This is a genomic window from Pedococcus sp. P2_D7, from assembly GCF_056404295.1.
On sequence record NZ_JBFUEH010000004.1, the window covers coordinates 296,098 to 314,382 of the forward strand.

15 protein-coding genes are annotated in these 18,285 nt (G+C 72.3%); 9 read left to right on the forward strand and 6 right to left on the reverse strand.

Going from position 1 to position 18,285, the window contains the following annotated elements; translation table 11 throughout:
* Window positions 1–84 precede the first annotated feature (84 nt).
* Complete coding sequence (locus AC1DWJ_RS10590; RefSeq protein WP_457253708.1) at window positions 85–864, forward strand: ParA family protein; 780 nt, start codon at window positions 85–87, stop codon at window positions 862–864.
* Window positions 865–977: 113 nt separating this feature from the next.
* Entirely contained in the window at window positions 978–2,024 is a 1,047-nt protein-coding gene (locus AC1DWJ_RS10595) for an NAD(P)-dependent alcohol dehydrogenase (protein ID WP_477620759.1), read from the forward strand.
* Between the two features lie 147 nt (window positions 2,025–2,171).
* On the opposite strand, the gene AC1DWJ_RS10600 is transcribed toward AC1DWJ_RS10595, so the two are convergent.
* Window positions 2,172–3,734 carry a DEAD/DEAH box helicase gene (locus AC1DWJ_RS10600; RefSeq protein ID WP_457253706.1) on the reverse strand — a complete coding sequence of 521 codons (1,563 nt, stop codon included), beginning with the start codon at window positions 3,732–3,734 and terminating at the stop codon, window positions 2,172–2,174.
* Between the two features lie 225 nt (window positions 3,735–3,959).
* On the opposite strand from AC1DWJ_RS10600, the gene AC1DWJ_RS10605 reads away from it, so the two are divergent.
* On the forward strand, window positions 3,960–4,652 hold the full coding sequence (locus tag AC1DWJ_RS10605) for a ferritin-like fold-containing protein (RefSeq protein ID WP_457253705.1): 693 nt from the start codon (window positions 3,960–3,962) through the stop codon (window positions 4,650–4,652).
* Window positions 4,653–4,821: 169 nt separating this feature from the next.
* Here AC1DWJ_RS10605 and AC1DWJ_RS10610 read toward each other — a convergent pair whose 3' ends face one another.
* From AC1DWJ_RS10610 to AC1DWJ_RS10620, 3 genes are all read right to left on the reverse strand, one after another.
* Entirely contained in the window at window positions 4,822–5,088 is a 267-nt protein-coding gene (locus AC1DWJ_RS10610) for a GlsB/YeaQ/YmgE family stress response membrane protein (protein WP_457253704.1), read from the reverse strand.
* A gap of 171 nt (window positions 5,089–5,259) precedes the next feature.
* Complete coding sequence (locus AC1DWJ_RS10615) at window positions 5,260–5,481, reverse strand: DUF3107 domain-containing protein (protein ID WP_477620760.1); 222 nt, start codon at window positions 5,479–5,481, stop codon at window positions 5,260–5,262.
* Between the two features lie 138 nt (window positions 5,482–5,619).
* A complete protein-coding gene (locus AC1DWJ_RS10620; protein ID WP_457253702.1) occupies window positions 5,620–6,261 on the reverse strand; it encodes a TetR/AcrR family transcriptional regulator in 642 nt (213 codons plus the stop codon).
* 91 nt (window positions 6,262–6,352) lie between these two features.
* On the opposite strand from AC1DWJ_RS10620, the gene moeB reads away from it, so the two are divergent.
* From moeB to AC1DWJ_RS10640, 4 genes are all read left to right on the forward strand, one after another.
* Entirely contained in the window at window positions 6,353–7,561 is a 1,209-nt protein-coding gene (gene moeB, locus AC1DWJ_RS10625) for a molybdopterin-synthase adenylyltransferase MoeB (protein ID WP_477620761.1), read from the forward strand.
* 58 nt (window positions 7,562–7,619) lie between these two features.
* Complete coding sequence (locus AC1DWJ_RS10630; protein WP_477620762.1) at window positions 7,620–7,961, forward strand: MGMT family protein; 342 nt, start codon at window positions 7,620–7,622, stop codon at window positions 7,959–7,961.
* Window positions 7,962–8,053: 92 nt separating this feature from the next.
* A complete protein-coding gene (locus AC1DWJ_RS10635; protein ID WP_477620763.1) occupies window positions 8,054–11,257 on the forward strand; it encodes an ATP-dependent helicase in 3,204 nt (1,067 codons plus the stop codon).
* The gene (locus AC1DWJ_RS10640) at window positions 11,257–14,715 is read left to right on the forward strand and encodes an ATP-dependent helicase (RefSeq protein WP_477620764.1); all 3,459 of its coding nucleotides are present in this window, start codon (window positions 11,257–11,259) and stop codon (window positions 14,713–14,715) included. The genes AC1DWJ_RS10635 and AC1DWJ_RS10640 overlap by 1 nt, the downstream gene beginning before the upstream one ends.
* A gap of 31 nt (window positions 14,716–14,746) precedes the next feature.
* On the opposite strand, the gene AC1DWJ_RS10645 is transcribed toward AC1DWJ_RS10640, so the two are convergent.
* Window positions 14,747–16,237, reverse strand: coding sequence for a phosphotransferase (locus AC1DWJ_RS10645; protein WP_457253697.1), 1,491 nt, complete (start codon window positions 16,235–16,237; stop codon window positions 14,747–14,749).
* A gap of 41 nt (window positions 16,238–16,278) precedes the next feature.
* On the opposite strand from AC1DWJ_RS10645, the gene nudC reads away from it, so the two are divergent.
* Complete coding sequence (gene nudC / locus AC1DWJ_RS10650; protein WP_457253696.1) at window positions 16,279–17,256, forward strand: NAD(+) diphosphatase; 978 nt, start codon at window positions 16,279–16,281, stop codon at window positions 17,254–17,256.
* Window positions 17,257–17,331: 75 nt separating this feature from the next.
* Here the strand turns inward: nudC and AC1DWJ_RS10655 are convergent, their stop codons facing one another.
* The gene (locus AC1DWJ_RS10655; protein WP_457253694.1) at window positions 17,332–17,601 is read right to left on the reverse strand and encodes a glutaredoxin domain-containing protein; all 270 of its coding nucleotides are present in this window, start codon (window positions 17,599–17,601) and stop codon (window positions 17,332–17,334) included.
* A gap of 182 nt (window positions 17,602–17,783) precedes the next feature.
* On the opposite strand from AC1DWJ_RS10655, the gene AC1DWJ_RS10660 reads away from it, so the two are divergent.
* A complete protein-coding gene (locus AC1DWJ_RS10660) occupies window positions 17,784–18,248 on the forward strand; it encodes a PPOX class F420-dependent oxidoreductase (RefSeq protein ID WP_477620765.1) in 465 nt (154 codons plus the stop codon).
* Window positions 18,249–18,285: the final 37 nt, after the last annotated feature.

Consider the following 18,285-nt stretch of genomic DNA (forward strand, 5'->3'; position numbering starts at 1 on the left):
ACGAGGACGGCGCACCCACCTGACAGACTTGGCCCACCGGCATACGCATCCCTCGGGGCACTCACAGAAGAAGGGCGGCCACTGGTGGCGAGCACACGCAGGAAGCCGGCCACGATCGTCTCCGTGGCCAACCAGAAGGGCGGCGTCGCGAAGACGACGTCGGTCGCTTCGCTGGGCGCGGCGTTCGCCGAGCAGGGCAAGCGCGTGCTCCTCGTGGATCTCGACGCCCAGGCCTGCTTGACCTTCAGCCTCGGTGTCGACCCCGACGAGGTGGACAGCTCGATCAACGAGGTGCTGCTCGGCCGGGCCTCGATCGCCGACGTGCGGGTGGCCTGCGACGACGGGGTCGACCTGGTGCCGAGCGTGATCGACCTCGCCGGGGCGGAGGCCCAGCTGCTGCCGCGGCCCGGTCGGGAGTACGTCCTGCGCACGGCGCTCGAGGAGGTGCGTGACGAGTACGACGTGATCCTGCTCGACTGCTCCCCGAGCCTGGGCGTGCTCACCCTGAACGCCCTCACGGCCAGCCAGGCGCTGATCATCCCGATGCCGTGCGAGATGCTCAGCCACCGTGGTGTCGGCCAGCTGCTCGACACGGTGGGCGACGTCCAGAAGATCCTCAACAAGGACCTCGAGGTGTGGGGGATCCTGCCCACCCTCTTCGACGGTCGCAGCAACCACGCCCGGGAGGTCCTCGCCGACGTGGGCGAGCGGTACGACCTCCCCGTGCTGGATCCGCCGATCCCGAAGACGGTGCGGTTCGCGGAGGCGCCCGCGGTGGGGCGCTCGATCCTCGCGACCTCACGCACGTCGAAGGGCGCGAAGGCCTACCGTGACGTGGCGGCTGCGCTCGCCAAGAAGCTCTGACGAGCGCCGAGGCCGCCTGAGCCACGGAGGCCGGACGCTCAGGGAGGAATATCGGCACCCGGCTGGGACTTGTCCCTCGACGGTGACTGAAACCCCAACCCCCGAGGAGACTCATGTCCCGCACTGCTGCCCTGTCCACCGCCTCCGCAGGCGCCCCGCTCACAGCGACCACCATCGAGCGCCGCGACCTGCGTGACGACGACATCACCATCGACATCGCCTACGCCGGCATCTGCCACAGCGACATCCACCAGGTCCGCGAGGAATGGGGCAGCGCCATCTTCCCCATGGTCCCGGGCCACGAGATCGCGGGAGTCGTCTCCTCCGTCGGTGACGGGGTGACCCGCTACCAGGTCGGCGACCGCGTCGGCGTCGGCTGCATGGTCGACTCGTGCGGCGAGTGCGAGTTCTGCAAGGACGGCCAGGAGCAGTTCTGCGCCAAGGGTGCCGTCATGACGTACAACGGCAAGGGCTACGACGGCGAGGAGACCATGGGTGGCTACAGCCAGCAGGTCGTCGTCAGCGAGCGGTTCGCTGTCCGCATCCCCGACGCGCTCGAGCTCGACGTCGCTGCGCCGCTGCTCTGCGCCGGCATCACCACCTACAACCCGCTCAAGCGCTGGGGAGCCGGTCCCGGCACCAAGGTCGCCGTCGTGGGCCTGGGTGGGCTCGGACACCTCGGCGTGAAGTTTGCCGCCGCCCTCGGTGCCGAGGTCACCGTCCTCAGCCAGTCGACCGCCAAGCAGGCCGACAGCACGCGGTTCGGCGCGGTCGACCACCGGGCGACGAAGGACCCCTCGACGTTCACGGACCTGCGCGGCCAGTTCGACCTCATCCTCAACACGGTGAGCGCCAACCTGCCGTTCGACGACTACCTCTCGCTGCTCAAGCCCAACGGGGCGATGGTCAACGTGGGTGCGCCCAGTGACCCCAGCTCGTTCCAGGCCTTCTCGCTGATCGGCGGGAGCAAGGTGCTCGCAGGCTCGAACATCGGCGGCATCCCGCAGACGCAGGAGATGCTCGACTTCGCGGCCGAGCACGGCATCGCCGCGGAGATCGAGACGATCAGCGCCGACCAGGTCAACGAGGCCTACGACCGGGTCGTCGGCTCCGACGTGCGCTACCGCTTCGTCATCGACACCGCCACGATCGGCGCCTGACCCTCCGGGACAGGGCCGGCCACCGGTCCGTGCGGAAACGACCGGAATCCCGGGCTTTCTGGCACTGACTCAGGCACCTCGAGACGAAACAGGTATGCCGCGCGTCCCAGCCGCGCGGCATACCTGTTCGTCGTGAGTGGCGGCGGGTCAGGCCTGGGTGCTGGTCTCCCCGGCCGCTCCGCCGCGGGTGCGGCGACGGTTGCGGTTGCGACGCGGCTTGGCGGCGTCACCGCCCTCGCTCGGGGCCGACGCGGCGCCGTCGCTGCGACGCTCGCCACCGCGACCACCCTCACGGCCACCACGCGGGCCACTGTCGCGACCGGCGCCGTCGCGACCGGCGCCGGCGCTGTCGCGTCCACTGCGTCCACCGCCAGCCGGGCGACGACCGCTTGACTTGCCGGTCTCCCCGAGGTCCTCGAGCACCTCGGCGCCGAGGCCGGCGAGCTTCTGCGCGGCCTTGGGCAGACGGCCCTTGGCGGTGCGCGGGATGTCGAGCTGCTCGTAGAAGTGCTCGGACGAGGAGTAGGTCTCCTCGGGCTCGGGGATGCCGAGGTCGAGGGTCTTGTTGATCATGCCCCAGCGCGGCAGGTCGTCCCAGTCGACGAAGGTGACCGCGATGCCGGTGTTGCCGGCGCGGGCGGTGCGACCGATGCGGTGCAGGTAGGTCTTCTCGTCCTCGGGGCACTGGTAGTTGATGACGTGCGTGACGTTGTCGACGTCGATGCCGCGGGCGGCGACGTCGGTGGCGACGAGGATGTCGACCTTGCCGTTGCGGAACGCGCGCAGGGCCTGCTCGCGGGCGCCCTGGCCAAGGTCCCCGTGGATCGGGGCAGCGGCGAAACCACGGTCGATCAGGTCGTCGGCGACCTTGGCGGCGGTGCGCTTGGTGCGGCTGAAGATGATGGTCAGGCCACGCCCCTCGGCCTGGAGCATGCGGGCCAGCATCTCGACCTTGTCCATCGCGTGGGCGCGGTAGACGAACTGCTCCACGGCCTTGACGGTGTGGGCGTTCTCCTGGTCGTCGCCCATCGCGCGGATGTGCGTCGGCTGGCTCATGTAGCGGCGGGCCAGGGCCACGACCGCGCCCGGCATGGTGGCCGAGAAGAGCATCGTCTGGCGGGCCGGCGAGGTCATCGCGAGCAGCTTCTCGACGTCGGGCAGGAAGCCGAGGTCGAGCATCTCGTCGGCCTCGTCGAGCACGACGGACTTGCAGTGCGACAGGTCGAGGTGCCCCTGCTTGGCGAGGTCGATGAGTCGACCCGGGGTGCCGACGACGATCTCGACGCCGTTGCGCAGCGCCTCGATCTGGGGCTCGTAGGCGCGGCCACCGTAGACGGTGAGCACGCGGATGCCACGGCGCTTGCCGGCCCGCTCGAGGTCGCTGGCGACCTGGACGGCGAGCTCACGGGTCGGCGCGACGGCGAGGGCCTGCGGCTTGCCCGCATGGGGGAAGGTGTCCCAGGCGTCGTCGCCGCGGGCGATCGTGCGGTTGAGCATCGGGACGCCGAAGCCCAGCGTCTTGCCGGTGCCGGTCTTGGCCTGGCCGATGATGTCGTGGCCACCGAGGGCGACCGGGAGGGTCATCGCCTGGATGGGGAACGGCGAGACGATGCCGGCATCGCTCAGCGAGGCGACGATGTCGGGGTGGACGTCGAAGTCCGCGAACGTCGGGTCTGCGGGCGCAACAGCACCCGTGGTGGTCTCAGTCATGAAGTTCTCTCGATCGGGGGCACGCCCAGAGGGGGCGCGCTCGCGCAAGCGGGCCGATCGGAGGTCTTCGTCAATGCTTGAGAGCGGGGTCGCGGAGCCTGTCCGCGGCTGATTCGTGCCGACCGGGCACCTTTGACCTCAGCAGTCTAGCCCGGTGGGCGTGACATCCCCGCATCGACGGCCTGCTCGGTCACCCTCACGGCGCGCGCCGTTAGGGTGACCGACATGACCAAGGACGACTGGCTGGCCGACCCGCAGTACCGCGACGCGGTCGCAGACCTGCTCGGGGTGCTGGCCTACGGCGAGCTCACGGCGTTCACCCGGTTGGCCGGGGACAGCGAGCTCTCGCCCAGCCAGCCGCTCAAGGCCGCCGTCGCCGGGCTGGCGGTCGCCGAGTTCCGGCACTACGAGATCCTCGTGGCGCGACTCGACGAGATGGGGATCGATCCCGAGCGGGCGATGGCCCCCTTCCTCGCCCCGATCGACGCCTTCCACGAGCGGACCAAGCCGAGCAGCTGGTTGGAGGGCCTCGTCAAGGCCTACGTCGGCGACGGCATCGCGACCGACTTCTACCGGGAGATCGCGGCCTACGTCGACCCCTCGACCCAAGCCCTGGTGCACTCCGCGATGGAGGACGTCGGGCAGGCCGAGTTCGTCGTCAAGGTGGTGCGCGAGGCCATCAAGGCCGACCCGAAGATCGCCGGACGGCTCGCCCTCTGGGGTCGCCGGCTCGTGGGTGAGGCGCTCTCGCAGGCCCAGCAGGTGGCCGTCGAGCGCGACGCCCTGGCCTCGCTGCTGGTGGGTGGCGTCGGTGGACCGGACCGCCCGAGCGCCGACCTGGCCGAGCTGGGCCGGATGTTCGCGCGGCTGACCGACGAGCACACCCGCCGGATGGGTCGCCTCGGCCTCGCCGCCTGACCCCGACGCTCTTTCATGCAAAAGGCGAGTTAGCGCCGGGCTGCCCTCCTGCACCCCGGCGCTAACTCGCCTTTTGCATGGGTTGGCTCCGGGGTGGGGGCAGGGAGTGGGGATGCACGAAGGGCCCCGTCCTTGGTGGACGGGGCCCTTCGGTGTGAGGCGGTGGTCGTCAGACGGCGGTGTTCCGTCGACCGGTGACCGCGCCGTAGACCGCAATGAGCACGACCGCGACGATGATGCTGATGATCCATCGGACCCAGTCGATGCCGTTGGTGGCTTCGACGCCCAGCGCTGCCGCGAGGTAGTAACCGATGATGACGCCGATGATGCCGAGAATGATCGTGATGATGATTCCGCCGGCCTGCCGACCTGGCATGACCAGCTTGGCGAGAGCGCCGATGATGGCACCCGCGATGATGACGCCAATGATCTCCATGTGCTGCCTCACTTTCGTGTAAGCGAGCGGCTGACCGTTCGCGTTGCACCATTACCCCACCACGGGTCACGGCAAACCGCACTCATGGCCGCGGCGTGTCGGGTCACGGAGTGGACACGATCGCGTCGTGTTTGTGCAGGTCAGACGCCTGTCATGCGGAAAGTGCGGGCGTCAGACGCCGAAGCCGACGCCGCGCTTCTCGGACTCACCGATCTGCACGTAGCCGAGGACCGCCGCGGGGACCAGGAGCTGGCGACCCTTGTCGTCGGTCAGCGTGAGGACGGTGCCCTTCTCGAGCGACGCGCTCACCGCTGCCGCGACCTCTGCCGCGCCCTCGGTGGACTCGAAGACGACCTCACGTGCGACGTTCTGGACACCGATGCGGACCTCCACGGTGGTTCCTCTCTTCTGGGCTGACCCAGGTGTTCTGGGTGTGGCCGCGGCGCCCCCGGAAGGGGAGGTCACGGTCCACGGTGGGCACGCGGCATACGAGCGCGTGCGGGTCTGTCGACAAGGCTAACGAGCGGTGTGTCAGGAACCTTCCCCGCCCACCTTGGGGAACGACCCGAGCCCTCGCCAGGCGAGCGCGCCCATGAGGAGCGCCGCTTCGTCCTTGGGGACGTCGGACCCCTGGGCGAGCCAGTGGCGCGCGCTGACCTGCGCCAGCCCGGTGAGCGCCATGCCCAGCAGGGAGGCGTCCTCGTCGGTCAGGCCGGTGTCCTCGGCGATGACCTCGGCGACCGCCTCGGCGCACACCAGGCCCACCGCGTCGAGGCGGTTGCGCACGGCCGACTCGTTGGTGAGGTCGGACTCGAAGATGAGCCGGAACGCGGCGCCGTCGCGCGAGACGAAGTCGAAGTACGCGGCGATCGTCGCGTAGACCCGCTCCCTGTTGTCGTGGGTCGACGCGAGCGCCTCGCGCACCAGCTGCTCGAGCGCCTCGCTGTGCTTGTCGAGCAGCGCCAGGTAGAGCTCGAGCTTGCCGGGGAAGTGCTGGTAGAGCACCGGCTTGGAGACCCCTGCGCGGTCGGCGATGTCGTCCATCGCGGCGGCGTGGTAGCCGGACTCGACGAAGGCGGCCTGGGCGGCCTCGAGGAGCTGCGCGCGGCGGGCCGACCGCGGGAGACGCTGGCCGCGGGCGTTGTCGGTGCCTGGGACTGCTCGGATCGACATGGTGGCCTTCTGTTCGATGGTGCGGCGTTCGGCGGTGGTGCAGCCTGACTGCGGTGTCGGACACATCGTACGGGTGGGTAACCTGCATCACATGGCGATCCCACCGCTGGTCGCGCCCGGACCCGAGCTCAGCACCGAGCAGATGGCCCGGTACGCCCGCCACATCCTGCTGCCCGAGATCGGCGTCGAGGGCCAGCGACGGCTGGCCAACGCGCGCGTCCTCGTGGTCGGGGCAGGCGGTCTCGGGTCGCCGGCGTTGATGTACCTCGCGGCAGCCGGCGTCGGGACGATCGGGGTGGTCGACGACGACGTGGTCGACGCATCGAACCTCCAGCGCCAGGTCGTGCACGGTGTCGCCGACGTGGGGCGGTCCAAGACGGAGTCGGCCGCCGAGACCGTCGCAGCCATCAACCCGCTGGTCACCGTGGTCCGCCACGACCTGCGACTCACCTCCGAGAACGCCCTCGAGATCCTGGCCGACTACGACGTCGTTCTCGACGGCGCCGACAACTTCCCGACGCGTTACCTCGTCAACGACGCGTGCGTCTTCCTGGGGCTGCCCCACGTCTGGGGGTCGATCTACCGGTTCGACGGCCAGGTCTCGGTGTGGTTCGCCGGCCACGGGCCGTGCTACCGCTGCGTCTTCCCCGACCCGCCCCCACCCGACGCCGTGCCGTCGTGCGCGACCGGCGGGGTGCTGGGTGTCCTGTGCGCGGCGATCGGATCCGTCCAGGTGGCGGAGGCGCTGAAACTCATTGTGGGACAAGGCGATCCGCTTGTCGGGCGCCTGCTCGTGCACGACGCGCTGCGCCAGACCTGGGACTCGCTGACCGTGCGGGCCGACCCCGACTGCCCCGTGTGTGGTGAGTCCCCTGCCGTCACCTCGCTGGTGGACTACGAGCAGTTCTGCGGTATGCCGGGTGCCTCCGACGCGCACGAGGAGCAGGAGGGTGCCGTGCCCGGCTTCGCCGACGTCTCGGCGACGGAGCTCGCGCAGATGCTGTCCGAGCGGGAGAGCGGCGACCGGGCGTTCGAGCTGGTCGACGTCCGTGAGCCGGGGGAGCGTGCCGTCGTGTCCATCCCGGGGTCGCGCGCGCTCCACCTCGACCGGTTCCGTGACGGGACAGCCGTGGCCGAGCTGCCGGCGGACACCCCGGTGGTGCTGCTGTGCAAGTCGGGGGTCCGGTCGGCGGAGGCGGCCGGACTGCTGGTCGCGGCCGGCCGCACCGACGTCGCGAACCTCTCGGGCGGGGTGCTGGCCTGGGTGCACGACGTCGACCCGAGCCTGCCGGTCTACTGATGCGTCGGGTGGGCTCGACCAGCGAGGTGGGACTGCGATGGTGACGCAGGCCGGGCGTGTGACTGGTGCCCCCAGCGAGTTCGCGGACGACGTCCTCGAGGTCGTCGACACGATCCCCGAGGGCAGGGTGATGACCTACGGAGACATCGCGGAGCTGCTCGGGCGTGGCGGGGCCCGAGGCGTCGGCAACGTCATGGCGCGCTACGGCTCGGACGTGCCGTGGTGGCGGGTGATCCGCTCCGGTGGCTACTTCCCGCAAGGGCTCGAGGACGAGGCGCTCGCGCACTACCGCGAGGAAGGGACACCCCTGGTGCGCGGGCAGGTCGATGGACGGCGGGTGGACCTCACCCGGGCGCGCTGGCTGGAGGCGACGGCACCTGTCCCCCCGCCGCAGCCCTGACTCGTGCGGCACGGCCAGCGCCGTGGCAGACGCGGTGACCGAGGACGCGGGGCGTCCCACGCGCTGTCGGTCGCGGATGGTGGGATGAACCCGTGCTGAACCTCCGCCGCGCCCCGAGCGTGGTGGCCGAGGCGCCGCCGCTCGACGACGTCCAGCTGGCAGCCCTCGCCCACCGCGGCGGAGTGCTGCGCGTGCTCGGCGGCCCCGGCACCGGCAAGACCACCACGGCCATCGAGGCCGTCGTCTCCCGGGTCGAGTCGGGCGAGGCGACGCCCGACCAGTGCCTCATCCTCACCTCCTCGCGCGTCGCGGCCGGCAGCCTGCGCGAGCGGGTCACGGCCCGGCTCGGCGGCACCTCGACGGAGCCGCTCGCCCGCACGCACCAGGCCCTCGGGTTCGGCATCCTGCGCCAGGCCGCGGCGCTGCGCGGTGACCCCACCCCCCGGCTCCTCAGCGGGCCGGAGCAGGACGTCATCCTGCGCGAGCTGCTGGACGGACACGCTGCCGAGGGCACGGGCCCCGCCTGGCCCGAGCGGGTGCACCTCGCCCTGGCCACCAGGGGGTTCCGCGGCGAGCTGCGCGACCTGCTCATGCGCGCGGTCGAGCACGACCTGGAGCCGCACGACCTCGCCCGGCTCGGCCGGGAGCACGACCGAGCCGAGTGGGTGGCGGCGGCCGAGGTGCTGGCCGAGTACGACGAGGTCACGGCCCTGTCCGCACCCGGCGCCTACGACCCGGCCTGGATCCTGGGTGCCGCGGCCGACCTGCTCGAGGAGGACCCGCCAGCCCGTGCACGACTCGTCGACGGGCTGCGCCTGGTCGTGGTCGACGATGCGCAGGAGCTCACGTCGGCCGCGGCGCGGCTGTTGCGGACGATCGCCACGCCCGGGCTCGATCTCGTCCTGCTGGGCGACCCTGACAGCGCGGTGCAGACCTTCCGCGGCGCCGACCCCCGCCACCTGAGCGACGGGTGGGCGCAGCTCGGCGCTGCCGCCGCGGGTGGCCACCGGTCCGCAGGCCCCGCGGGCGGTGAGCCGCGCACCCTGGTCCTGCCCACGGCATACCGGTTGCCGCAGGCGGTCGTCGACGCTGCGGCGCGGGTGGCCCCCAAGATCGGCGCGCTCGCCGGCGGCGTCCAGCGGGGTGCGGCCGCGGGGCGCGCTGGGGGCCGCGTCGAGGTGCGGCTGCTGCGGGCGGTGAGCCAGGAGGCCAGCCACGTGGCCGCCGAGCTGCGCGAGTCCCACCTGAGGTTCGGGATCCCGTGGTCCGAGATGGCGGTCATCGTGCGTGGCCAGGGGCGCACCTCCACGCTGCGGCGGGTGCTGATGGCTGCAGGGGTCCCCGTGGCCGGCACCTCCACCGACCTGCCGGTCCGTGACGAGGTGGCAGTGCGCCCGCTGCTGGCCCTGCTCGAGGTGGTGCTCGACCGGGCCCGCGGCCTCGACGAGCCGCTGTCCGCGCAGGTCGCGGTCGACACCCTGTTGTCGCCGATCGGCGGCGCCGACGCGGTCGGGCTGCGCCGGCTGCGTCGCGCCCTGCGGCGGCTCGAGCTCGAGGGTGGTGGTGGTCGCACGAGTGACGAGCTGCTCGCCGAGGCGCTCCTCGCGCCGGGTGCGCTGGTCGAGGTGGGGGCCGAGGGGCATCCCGCCCGCCGCGTCGCCGCGACCATCGCCGCCGGGGTCAAGGCTGCGCGCGGCGTGGTCGACGACACCCCGACCGGACCCGCCTGGCGCTGGGAGGCCGGGGTCAGCGCCGAGTCGGTGCTGTGGGCGATGTGGGCCGCGACGGGGCTGGGCGGCGAGTGGCAGGCCACCGCGCTCGCCGGGGGCGCCGGCGCTGGGCGGGCCGACCGTGACCTCGACGCCGTCGTCGGGCTGTTCGACGCCGCGGCCAAGTTCGTCGACCGCCTCCCGCAGGCCGGTCCCGAGGAGTTCCTCACCCACATCGGCAGCCAGGACATCCCGGGCGACACCCTCGTCGCGCGCTCACCCGTCGGTGAGTCGGTGACGGTCACGACCCCCCAGGCCGCCGCCGGCCGGCAGTGGCACCTGGTGGTCGTCGCGGGGGTGCAGGAGGGCGTCTGGCCGGACCTGCGCCTGCGTGGCTCCCTCCTCGGATCGGAGCACCTGGTCGACGTCGTGTCGGGGCGGGCGGGCACCTTCCGGGCCGCGCAGGCCGCGGTGCGCTACGACGAGACCAGGTCGTTCCTCGTGGCGCTCACCAGGGCGAGCGACCGCGTCGTCGTGACGGCAGTGCGCTCCGACGACGAGCAGCCGTCGGTCTACCTCGATGTCGTCGACCCCGAAACCATTGCCACCCAAGGAGATCGGCCCTTCGCCGAGGTTGCGCGCACGATGACCCTGCCGACCCTGGTGGGTGAGCTCCGCCGACAGCTGGTCTCCGACGACGCCGTGGTGCGCCGCACGGCGGTGGCAGCGCTGGCCCGGCTGACCCGCGAGGGAGTCCCCGGGGCCGACCCGGCCCAGTGGTGGGTGCTGCGCGAGCTGTCCGACGACCGACCGCTGCGGGAGCCCGACCAGGAGGTGCGGGTCTCGCCGAGCAAGGTGGAGTCGTTCGGCAACTGCGGCCTGCGCTGGATGCTCGGCTCGGTCGGGGGCGACGGCCCGTCGGTCGGCGCGGCCGACATCGGCACCCTGGTGCACGACATCGCCGCCGAGCTCGGCGACGTCGATGCCGACACCCTCGTCGCCGAGGTGGACGCCCGGTGGGGGCGCCTCGGTATGCCGGCCGGCTGGGTCTCCGACCGCAAGCGCCACGAGGCCCACGGCATGGTCCGACGGCTGGCAACGTACTTCGACGAGGCCCGTGCGGGGGGCTGGGTCCGGCTCGGGGCCGAGGTGGACATGAAGGTCGTCCTGGGTCGGGCGGTGCTCAGCGGCAAGGTCGACCGCATCGAGGGCACGCCCGACGGCACGGCGCTCCGGGTGGTCGACTACAAGACCGGCAGCAGCAAGCCCCGCACCGAGGAGCTCGACCGTCATCCGCAGCTGGGGGCCTACCAACTGGGCGTCGAGCGCGGCGCCTTCGGAGAGCTGGGAGACCGCTCAGCCGGAGCCGCGCTGCTCCAGGTCGGCAAGGCGGCCCTCGTGAAGACGACCCTGCAGGCCCAGGGTCCGCTGAGTGCCGACCCCGAGCCGCAGTGGGCCGCGGAGCTGGTCACCAGCACGGCCGAGGGGATGTCGGGCTCCACGTTCCAGGCGACCGTGGGCGACTGGTGCAAGCTCTGCCAGGTGCGGGCGTCGTGCCCCGCCCAGCCCGAGGGGCGGGTGCTGTGATGGCGCGTCCCCTGTTGTCTGCCAAGGAGATCGCCGCAGCGCTCGGTCAGCCGCCGCCCACCGACCAGCAGGTGCGGGTGATCGAGGCGCCGATGTCCCCGGTGCTCGTCGTCGCGGGTGCCGGGTCGGGCAAGACCGAGACGATGACCGGCCGGGTGGTCTGGCTCGTCGCCAACGGGTTCGTCGAGCCCGACCAGGTCCTCGGCCTGACCTTCACCCGCAAGGCCGCCACCGAGCTGTCCGAACGCATCGGCGCGAGGCTCCGGCTGCTCCAGCAGCGCGACGTCTGGCACCCGCGCACCGACGACGCGGAGACCGGTGCCGAGGTCCTCGGTGGCACCCCGACCGTGTCCACCTACCACTCGTATGCCGGACGGCTGGTCCGCGAGCACGCCCTGCGGCTGGGCTACGAGTCCGAGTCGCGGCTGCTCTCCGAGGCTGCTGCGTGGCAGTACGCGTCGGAGGTCGTGGCCGGCTACGACGGCCCGATGGACGAGGTCCGCTTCGCCGAGTCGACGGTCACCGCAGCCGTCGTCGACCTGGCCGGTGAGATGGCCGAGCACCTCGTCGAGGTCGACGACGTCGCGGCCTACCTCGAGCGGGTGCTCGGCTCGCTGGCCGCTCTTCCGCCACACGTCGGCGCCCGCGGCAAGGACCTGCCCGGCGAGGTGAAGAAGATGCGGGAGCAGCTCCTGGCCCGCGCCGGGGTGCTGCCGATGGTGGAGCGCTACCTCACCCTCAAGCGCACCCGCGACGCGATGGACTTCGCCGACCAGATGGCGCTGGCCGCCAAGCTGGCGATCGGGTTCGAGGACATCGGGAAGATCGAGCGAGAGCGGTTCGGGGCCGTCCTGCTCGATGAGTTCCAGGACACCTCCGCGGCGCAGCTCCAGCTGCTCCAGTCGTTGTTCGTCGCGCGGGGGGAGCCGGCTCCGGTCACCGCGGTCGGCGACCCGCACCAGTCGATCTACGGCTGGCGTGGCGCCAGCGCCACCACCCTCGGCGAGTTCCGTCGTGCGTTCGGTGGCCCTGAGGGACTGGCGCCCGTGCTCCCACTCGCCACGAGCTGGCGCAACGACGAGGCGGTGCTCCACGTCGCCAACGCCGTGGCCGAGCCCCTGCGCGAGCGCTCGACCGTGCCGGTCGACGAGCTCGCCGCCCGGCCCGGCGCCGGAGCGGGCCGGGTCGTGGCGGCGCGGGTCGAGACCGCCGGTGAGGAGGCGGCGCTGGTCGCCGACTGGCTGGCGCAGCGACGAGCGGCAGGCGCGAAGTCGGCTGCCGTGCTGTGCCGCAAGCGCTCCCAGTTCGCGCCCCTCATCGACGCGCTCGAGACCAAGGGCGTCCCCTACGAGGTGGTCGGGCTCGGTGGGTTGCTGCTCACGCCCGAGGTCGAGGACATCACCGCGCTGCTCCACGTCGTGCACGACCCCAGCCGCGGCGACCAGCTCATGCGGTTGCTCACCGGACCGCTCTGCCGGTTGGGGGCGGCCGACCTCGACGGGCTGATGGCGTGGGCCCGTCACCAGCAGGACCTGCGTCTCGGCATCGACGACCGGTCGGCCCCGGAGGACGACGACGATGCCGAAGGGGCGGTCATCGGTACGGCGACGGCCGCTTCGGGGCCGGGCCCTTCCGCGGCCGGGAGCGGCGGGGGCGACGCGACCCCCGCCCCGCGGCCGGTGCGCGACCAGTCACCGGACAGCTCCGACCGGGTGAGCATCGTCGAGGCCGTCGACGACCCGCCTCGGCCGGGCTGGACCAGCTGGGACGGCAAGCGGGTGAGCGACGTGGGACTCGGCCGCCTCCGCGGACTGCAGCAGGCGATCCGCCGACTGCGCTCGTTGTCGGCGCTGCCCCTGGCCGACCTGGTGGGCGAAGCCGAGCGCGCCCTCGGGCTCGACATCGAGGTGCTCGCCCGTGAGGGCTACACCCCTGCCGCGGCCCGAGCGCACCTCGACGCGTTCGCCGACGTCGCCGCGACGTTCACGGTCAGTGCTGACCGACCCAACCTCGGCGGCTTCCTGGCCTGGCTGGCCGCAGCCCTCAAGGAGGAGCGAGGGCTCGACAAGGGCTACATCGAGGCGTCGTCCGACGCCGTGCAGATCCTGACGATCCACGCGGCCAAGGGGCTCGAGTGGGACGCGGTAGCCGTCCCCGGGCTCGTCGAGGGCTCGTTCCCGGCGCTGGCCTCCGCCGCGAGTCGTTCCGACGGCACGGCGTGGACGATGTCCGACCCCAAGCAGCGCGGCTGGATCGGTGGCCTCTCCGACGGTGGCATCCCCTACGCCCTGCGGGGAGACCGTGACGGGCTGCCGCTGCTCGACTGGGAGGGGGCCGGCGACTGGAAGGACATGGAGACGCGGGTCGAGCGGTTCCTGCGGGCCGGCGGCGAGCACGGGGTCGACGAGGAGCGACGCCTCGCCTACGTCGCGTTCACGCGGGCGAGGTCAGACATGCTGCTGACCGCCCCGGTCTGGACCGACGGCAAGACACCGAAGGTGACGTCCCGCTTCCTGCTCGAGGTCGTCGAGGCCGAGCCGGCGCTGCCGGTGACGCGCCTCGCCTGGGTCGACCTTCCCGACCCCGCACAGCCCGCCGAGGCCGTGAACCCGACCGCCGCGACCGCGGTCAGCGTGCAGTGGCCGGCAGACCCCTTGGCCCACCGTCGGGCTGCGCTGGCTGCGGGGGCAGAGGCGGTGCGCGCTGCGGTCGCCGGACAGGTCGACGGCTCGGGTGCTCCGCCAGCGTTGGGGGAGCAGGGCATGTTCCCGCTGCCGGGCGACGCCCTGACCGTGCTGGAGGAGCTCGACCTGCTCCTCGAGGAGCGCCGCAGGCTCGCGCACCGCAGTGACGTGACGGTCCTCATGCCGCGCCACCTGTCGGCCTCGGCGGTCGTCAGCCTCGCCCAGGACCCGGCCCGGTTCGCCTCGTCGCTGCGTCGGCCGATGCCCGAACCACCTGCGCTCGCGGCTCGCCGCGGCACGGCGTTCCACGCGTGGGTCGAGCAGCACTATGCGCAGGCGGCGATGGTCGACATCCTCGACCTGCCCGGGAGCGCGGACGACGACCCGGGCGACGATGCGGCCCTGCCCGTCATGAAGGAGCGCTTCCTCGCCAGCGAGTGGGCCCACCGCACCCCGGCCGAGATCGAGATCGCGGTCGAGACCGTCATCGACGGGATCGCGGTCCGAGGACGGATCGACGCGGTCTTCCCGCGCCCCGGAGGCGGTTTCACGATCGTCGACTGGAAGACGGGGTCCAAGCCCAGCGGGGTGTCTGCGCGGTCGCGGGCCCTCCAGCTGGCGGCCTACCGCGTCGGCTTCGCCCGACTGCGTGGCCTCGACCTCGACGAGGTCGACGCGGCGTTCTACTACGCGGGCACCGGCGAGACGGTCTGGCCAGAGCTGCCCGACGACGTGGCTCTGGCCGCCCTGCTGGAGACCGTCCCCGACGCCTAGGTCGGGGTCAGCCTGCTGACGTGGTGGGCAGCTAGGGGCTCGGGCGGTAGCCGGGCTCGAACTCCGGACCAGGGTCGTCGCCCTCGATGACCTCGGGACGGCGCAGCGAGCTCACGTCGATCTCGGCCGTCACGTCGTGGACGGAGTCGGTCGCGGTCTCGGGCTCGCCCTCGAGCGCACCCGCGGTCTCGAGCTCCTCCTCGAGCTCGTCCTCGAGCTCACCCTCGAGCGCGGTGGCGCCGCCCTCACCGTCGGTCGCGAGCTCGTCCTCGAACTCACCCTCCGCCTCGTCCTCGTCCTCACCCTCGAACTCGACGTGGCGGACCGGGATCGGTGACGCCAGGTCGCTGTGACCGTCGCTGCCACCGTCGGCGTCGGCGTCGGCGTCGCTGTCACCGTCGGGGTCGGCGCTGTCACCCGCGGTGTCGGTGTCGTCGTCGGAGTCGGCCGTAGGGGCGAACATCACCTCGACGTCGTCCTCGTCGTCGTCCTCCGCGTCCTCGATGACCGGGGGCACGAGCACCGGGTTGCTCTTGGCGGGACCGCTGCCGGCTCGGCGGTAGTCGTTCGCCGCCTCCTCCTCGGCGTGCACGCGCTCGTCGAGGCGCCGCAGGGCCGAGGCGAGGCGCTCGACCTGCAGTCGGTCGCCGCCCGACACGGCGGACATCAGCTGCGAGAGCGTCCGCATCTCGGCCGAGAGCCGGGCACGGGTGAGCAGGTGGGCGTCGGGCCGCTCGGCCCGGGCGTGCGCGTAGGCCTCCATCAGCGTCTCGAGGGCCTGCGACGAGGTCTGGCTGACCAACGCGAAGAAGTCGTCCGCGGGGTCGGCGACCTTGGCGTCCTCCCACCCGGTGAACGCCTTCACCCGGCCGCTCGCCGCGTCGCCGTCGTCGTCGAAGACCACGAGCACCTGGTCGCCGGTCAGGTCGCCGTGCGTCGGGGTAGGGGCGAACCGCCAGAGCGTCACGTCCTCCAGCAGCTTCTCCCAGCGCGCGAGGAGCCCGGTCGGCACGTGCCCGGTGGCAGCCGCGCGGTCGAGCTCGCTGAGCCGCCGGGTGCGGTAGGTGTCGGCGTCGTAGGCAGGTAGCCCGGCCTCGTCGAACAGGCCGTGGTCGGCGTTGTGCAGCGCGGCGATCGCCCGTCCGAGCTCGGCGGCCAGGCCGGGCCCGGGCGGCAGCTGGGCGAAGTCGACGTTCTGGCCGGGCAGGTAGGGGTAGATCGCGGCCCGGCCGCCCTCCTTGAGGGCGGCAAAGCCCTTCGGGGTCGGCACGCTGAACGGAAGCCGCCGCGCCAGCAGCGCGAGCAGGCCGAAGGTCGACTCCATCTGGGCTGCGGCCGCCTGGCTGCGCGGCACCCGCACCACCCAGCGCCGGTGCTGGGTGTCCTGCACGAACGCGACGTCGTAGCCGTTGGCCTGGTCGGGGTGGTCGGCTGTGCCGGGGAGCGCCTCGACGCTGGCCGGGTCGAGGCCCGGCACGGCAGCGCTCGCGAGCGCTGCGAGGAAGAGGGGGCTGCGGTCCACACGGTCACCGTATGCCGTGCGGGCGCGCCTAGGGTGGAGGCGTGGGCCTCCTGACCGAAACTCTCCCGAATCTCGCGCTCGCCCGACCGGGTCTCGACCGTCACGCCGAGCTGCGGGCGCAGCCGGACCTGCTCGACCGACTGCTCGCCGACTCCTCGACCCGGGTCCTGGAGGTGCACGGCGACAAGGTCCCGGTCCGCCTGGGCGCAGGCGACCAGCGAGACCGGCCGGGGGATGACGCCGCGGGCGGGGCCCCCGCCCTGGACCTGCGCGCCCCGATCCCTTCCGATGCTGATGCGCTCGTCCTGTTCCTGGGCCAGGACGGCGACGGCACGGCATACCTCGCTGTCGCGCGACCGGCACCCGAGATGGAGGCGCCGGACGGGGGCATCTGGGAGCGGCTGCGGGGGCTGCGCCAGGTCGGCGCCGACCTGTCCGACCGCGACGCCACGGTCTTCGCGACGGCTCTGGCGCTCGCCAACTGGCACGCGACCCACGGCCACTGCCCGCGCTGTGGTGCCCCCACCGAGCCGATCCAGGCGGGGTGGCTGCGCCGGTGCGGCCGGGACGGCAGCGAGCACTACCCGCGGACCGACGTGGCCGTGATCATGTCGGTCATCGACGATCGAGACCGGTTGCTGCTCGCCCGAGGGGCGGGTTGGGGCACCGGTCGCTTCTCGGTGCTCGCGGGCTTCCTCGAACCGGGGGAGAGCCTGGCGGCCGCGGTCGCCCGGGAGGTCCACGAGGAGGTCGGCCTGCAGGTCCACGACGTGGAGTACCTCGGCGACCAGCCGTGGCCCTTCCCGAACTCGCTCATGGTCGGCTTCACTGCCAAGGCGACCGGCGAGGACCTCCGGCTGCAGGAGTCGGAGATCGCCGAGGCGCGGTGGTTCACCCGCGACGAGTACCGCGAGATCCTCGCCGCGGGGGAGGTCAGCCCGTCCACGCGCCTGTCCATCGCCCGCCGGCTCATCGAGCGCTGGCTCGGCCACGACCTGGCCCAGGTCGCTCCCGACTGAGCTCCGGGCCGGGAGGCAGACAGCCCGAGACCCCGGCCGGTGGCCGGGGTCTCGTGGGTGTCTGGGTGCTCCTGATCAGGAGGCGAGGCGCTGCTTGACCTCGTGGATCGAGGGGTTGGTCGCCGACGAGCCGTCCGGGAAGAGCAGCGTGGGGACGGTCTGGTTGCCGTCGTTGGCGTCCATCACGAACTTCACGGCCTCCGGCACGTCCTCGATGTTCACCTCGGTGAACGCGATGCCTTCGCGGCCCATCTGGGCCTTGAGACGATTGCAGTAACCGCACCAGGAGGTGCTGAACATGGTCACGGAACCGGGGGCGGGGTGCTTCAGGGCGCTGGCGCTCATGATCTCTTTCAGGGGGTCGGAGACTGTCAAGCCATACAACCACGGCCGTGCGGCGCTTCTTCCTCGCCGTGGTGTGACCTCTATGACCATGATGTCCCATGGCCCCCGATCCAGCCGCACCACAGGCAGCACACGCGGCACAGAAAGCACAGGCAGCACAGGCGGCACAGGCAGCACAGGCGGTGCAGACACCACAGGCGCCACAGCCGGCCGCGTTCGACCCCGCCCTGCTCGCCCTGGCTGCCGGCCGCAACCTCGGGGCGCTCGCGGCGCTCAAGCGCGACGGCCGGCCGCAGCTCTCGATGGTCAACTTCGCCCTCGACCGCAGCGACCCGGCGGCCCCCACGGTGCGGGTGTCCGTGGTCGACGGCCGGGCGAAGGTGGCCAACCTCCTGCGCGACCGGAGGGGGTCGCTCATGGTCACCTCGCCGGAGGGCTGGTCGTATGCCGTGCTCGAGGGTGACGCTGGGTTCTCACCGGTGGCCGTCGCCGAGGACGACGAGGTGGTCGACGAGCTGGTCGAGCTCTACCGGACCATCCGCGGCGAGGACCACCCGGACTGGGACGACTACCGGCGGGCCATGGTGCAGGACGGCCGCCGCATCCTGCGGCTGAGGGTGACCCGGGTCTACGGCCTCGTGCAGTGAGGGCAGCGATGACCGGTCGAGTGACGAGTCCGGTGGC

Coding starts and splice junctions, on each gene's coding strand:
- AC1DWJ_RS10610 (WP_457253704.1), bottom strand. CDS start 5,088: ATGGAGATCATTGGCGTCATCATCGCGGGTGCCATCATCGGCGCTCTC.
- AC1DWJ_RS10605 (WP_457253705.1), top strand. CDS start 3,960: ATGACCAAGGACGACTGGCTGGCCGACCCGCAGTACCGCGACGCGGTC.
- AC1DWJ_RS10600 (WP_457253706.1), bottom strand. CDS start 3,734: ATGACTGAGACCACCACGGGTGCTGTTGCGCCCGCAGACCCGACGTTC.
- AC1DWJ_RS10655 (WP_457253694.1), bottom strand. CDS start 17,601: ATGAGCGCCAGCGCCCTGAAGCACCCCGCCCCCGGTTCCGTGACCATG.
- AC1DWJ_RS10620 (WP_457253702.1), bottom strand. CDS start 6,261: ATGTCGATCCGAGCAGTCCCAGGCACCGACAACGCCCGCGGCCAGCGT.
- AC1DWJ_RS10640 (WP_477620764.1), top strand. CDS start 11,257: ATGGCGCGTCCCCTGTTGTCTGCCAAGGAGATCGCCGCAGCGCTCGGT.
- moeB (WP_477620761.1), top strand. CDS start 6,353: ATGGCGATCCCACCGCTGGTCGCGCCCGGACCCGAGCTCAGCACCGAG.
- AC1DWJ_RS10595 (WP_477620759.1), top strand. CDS start 978: ATGTCCCGCACTGCTGCCCTGTCCACCGCCTCCGCAGGCGCCCCGCTC.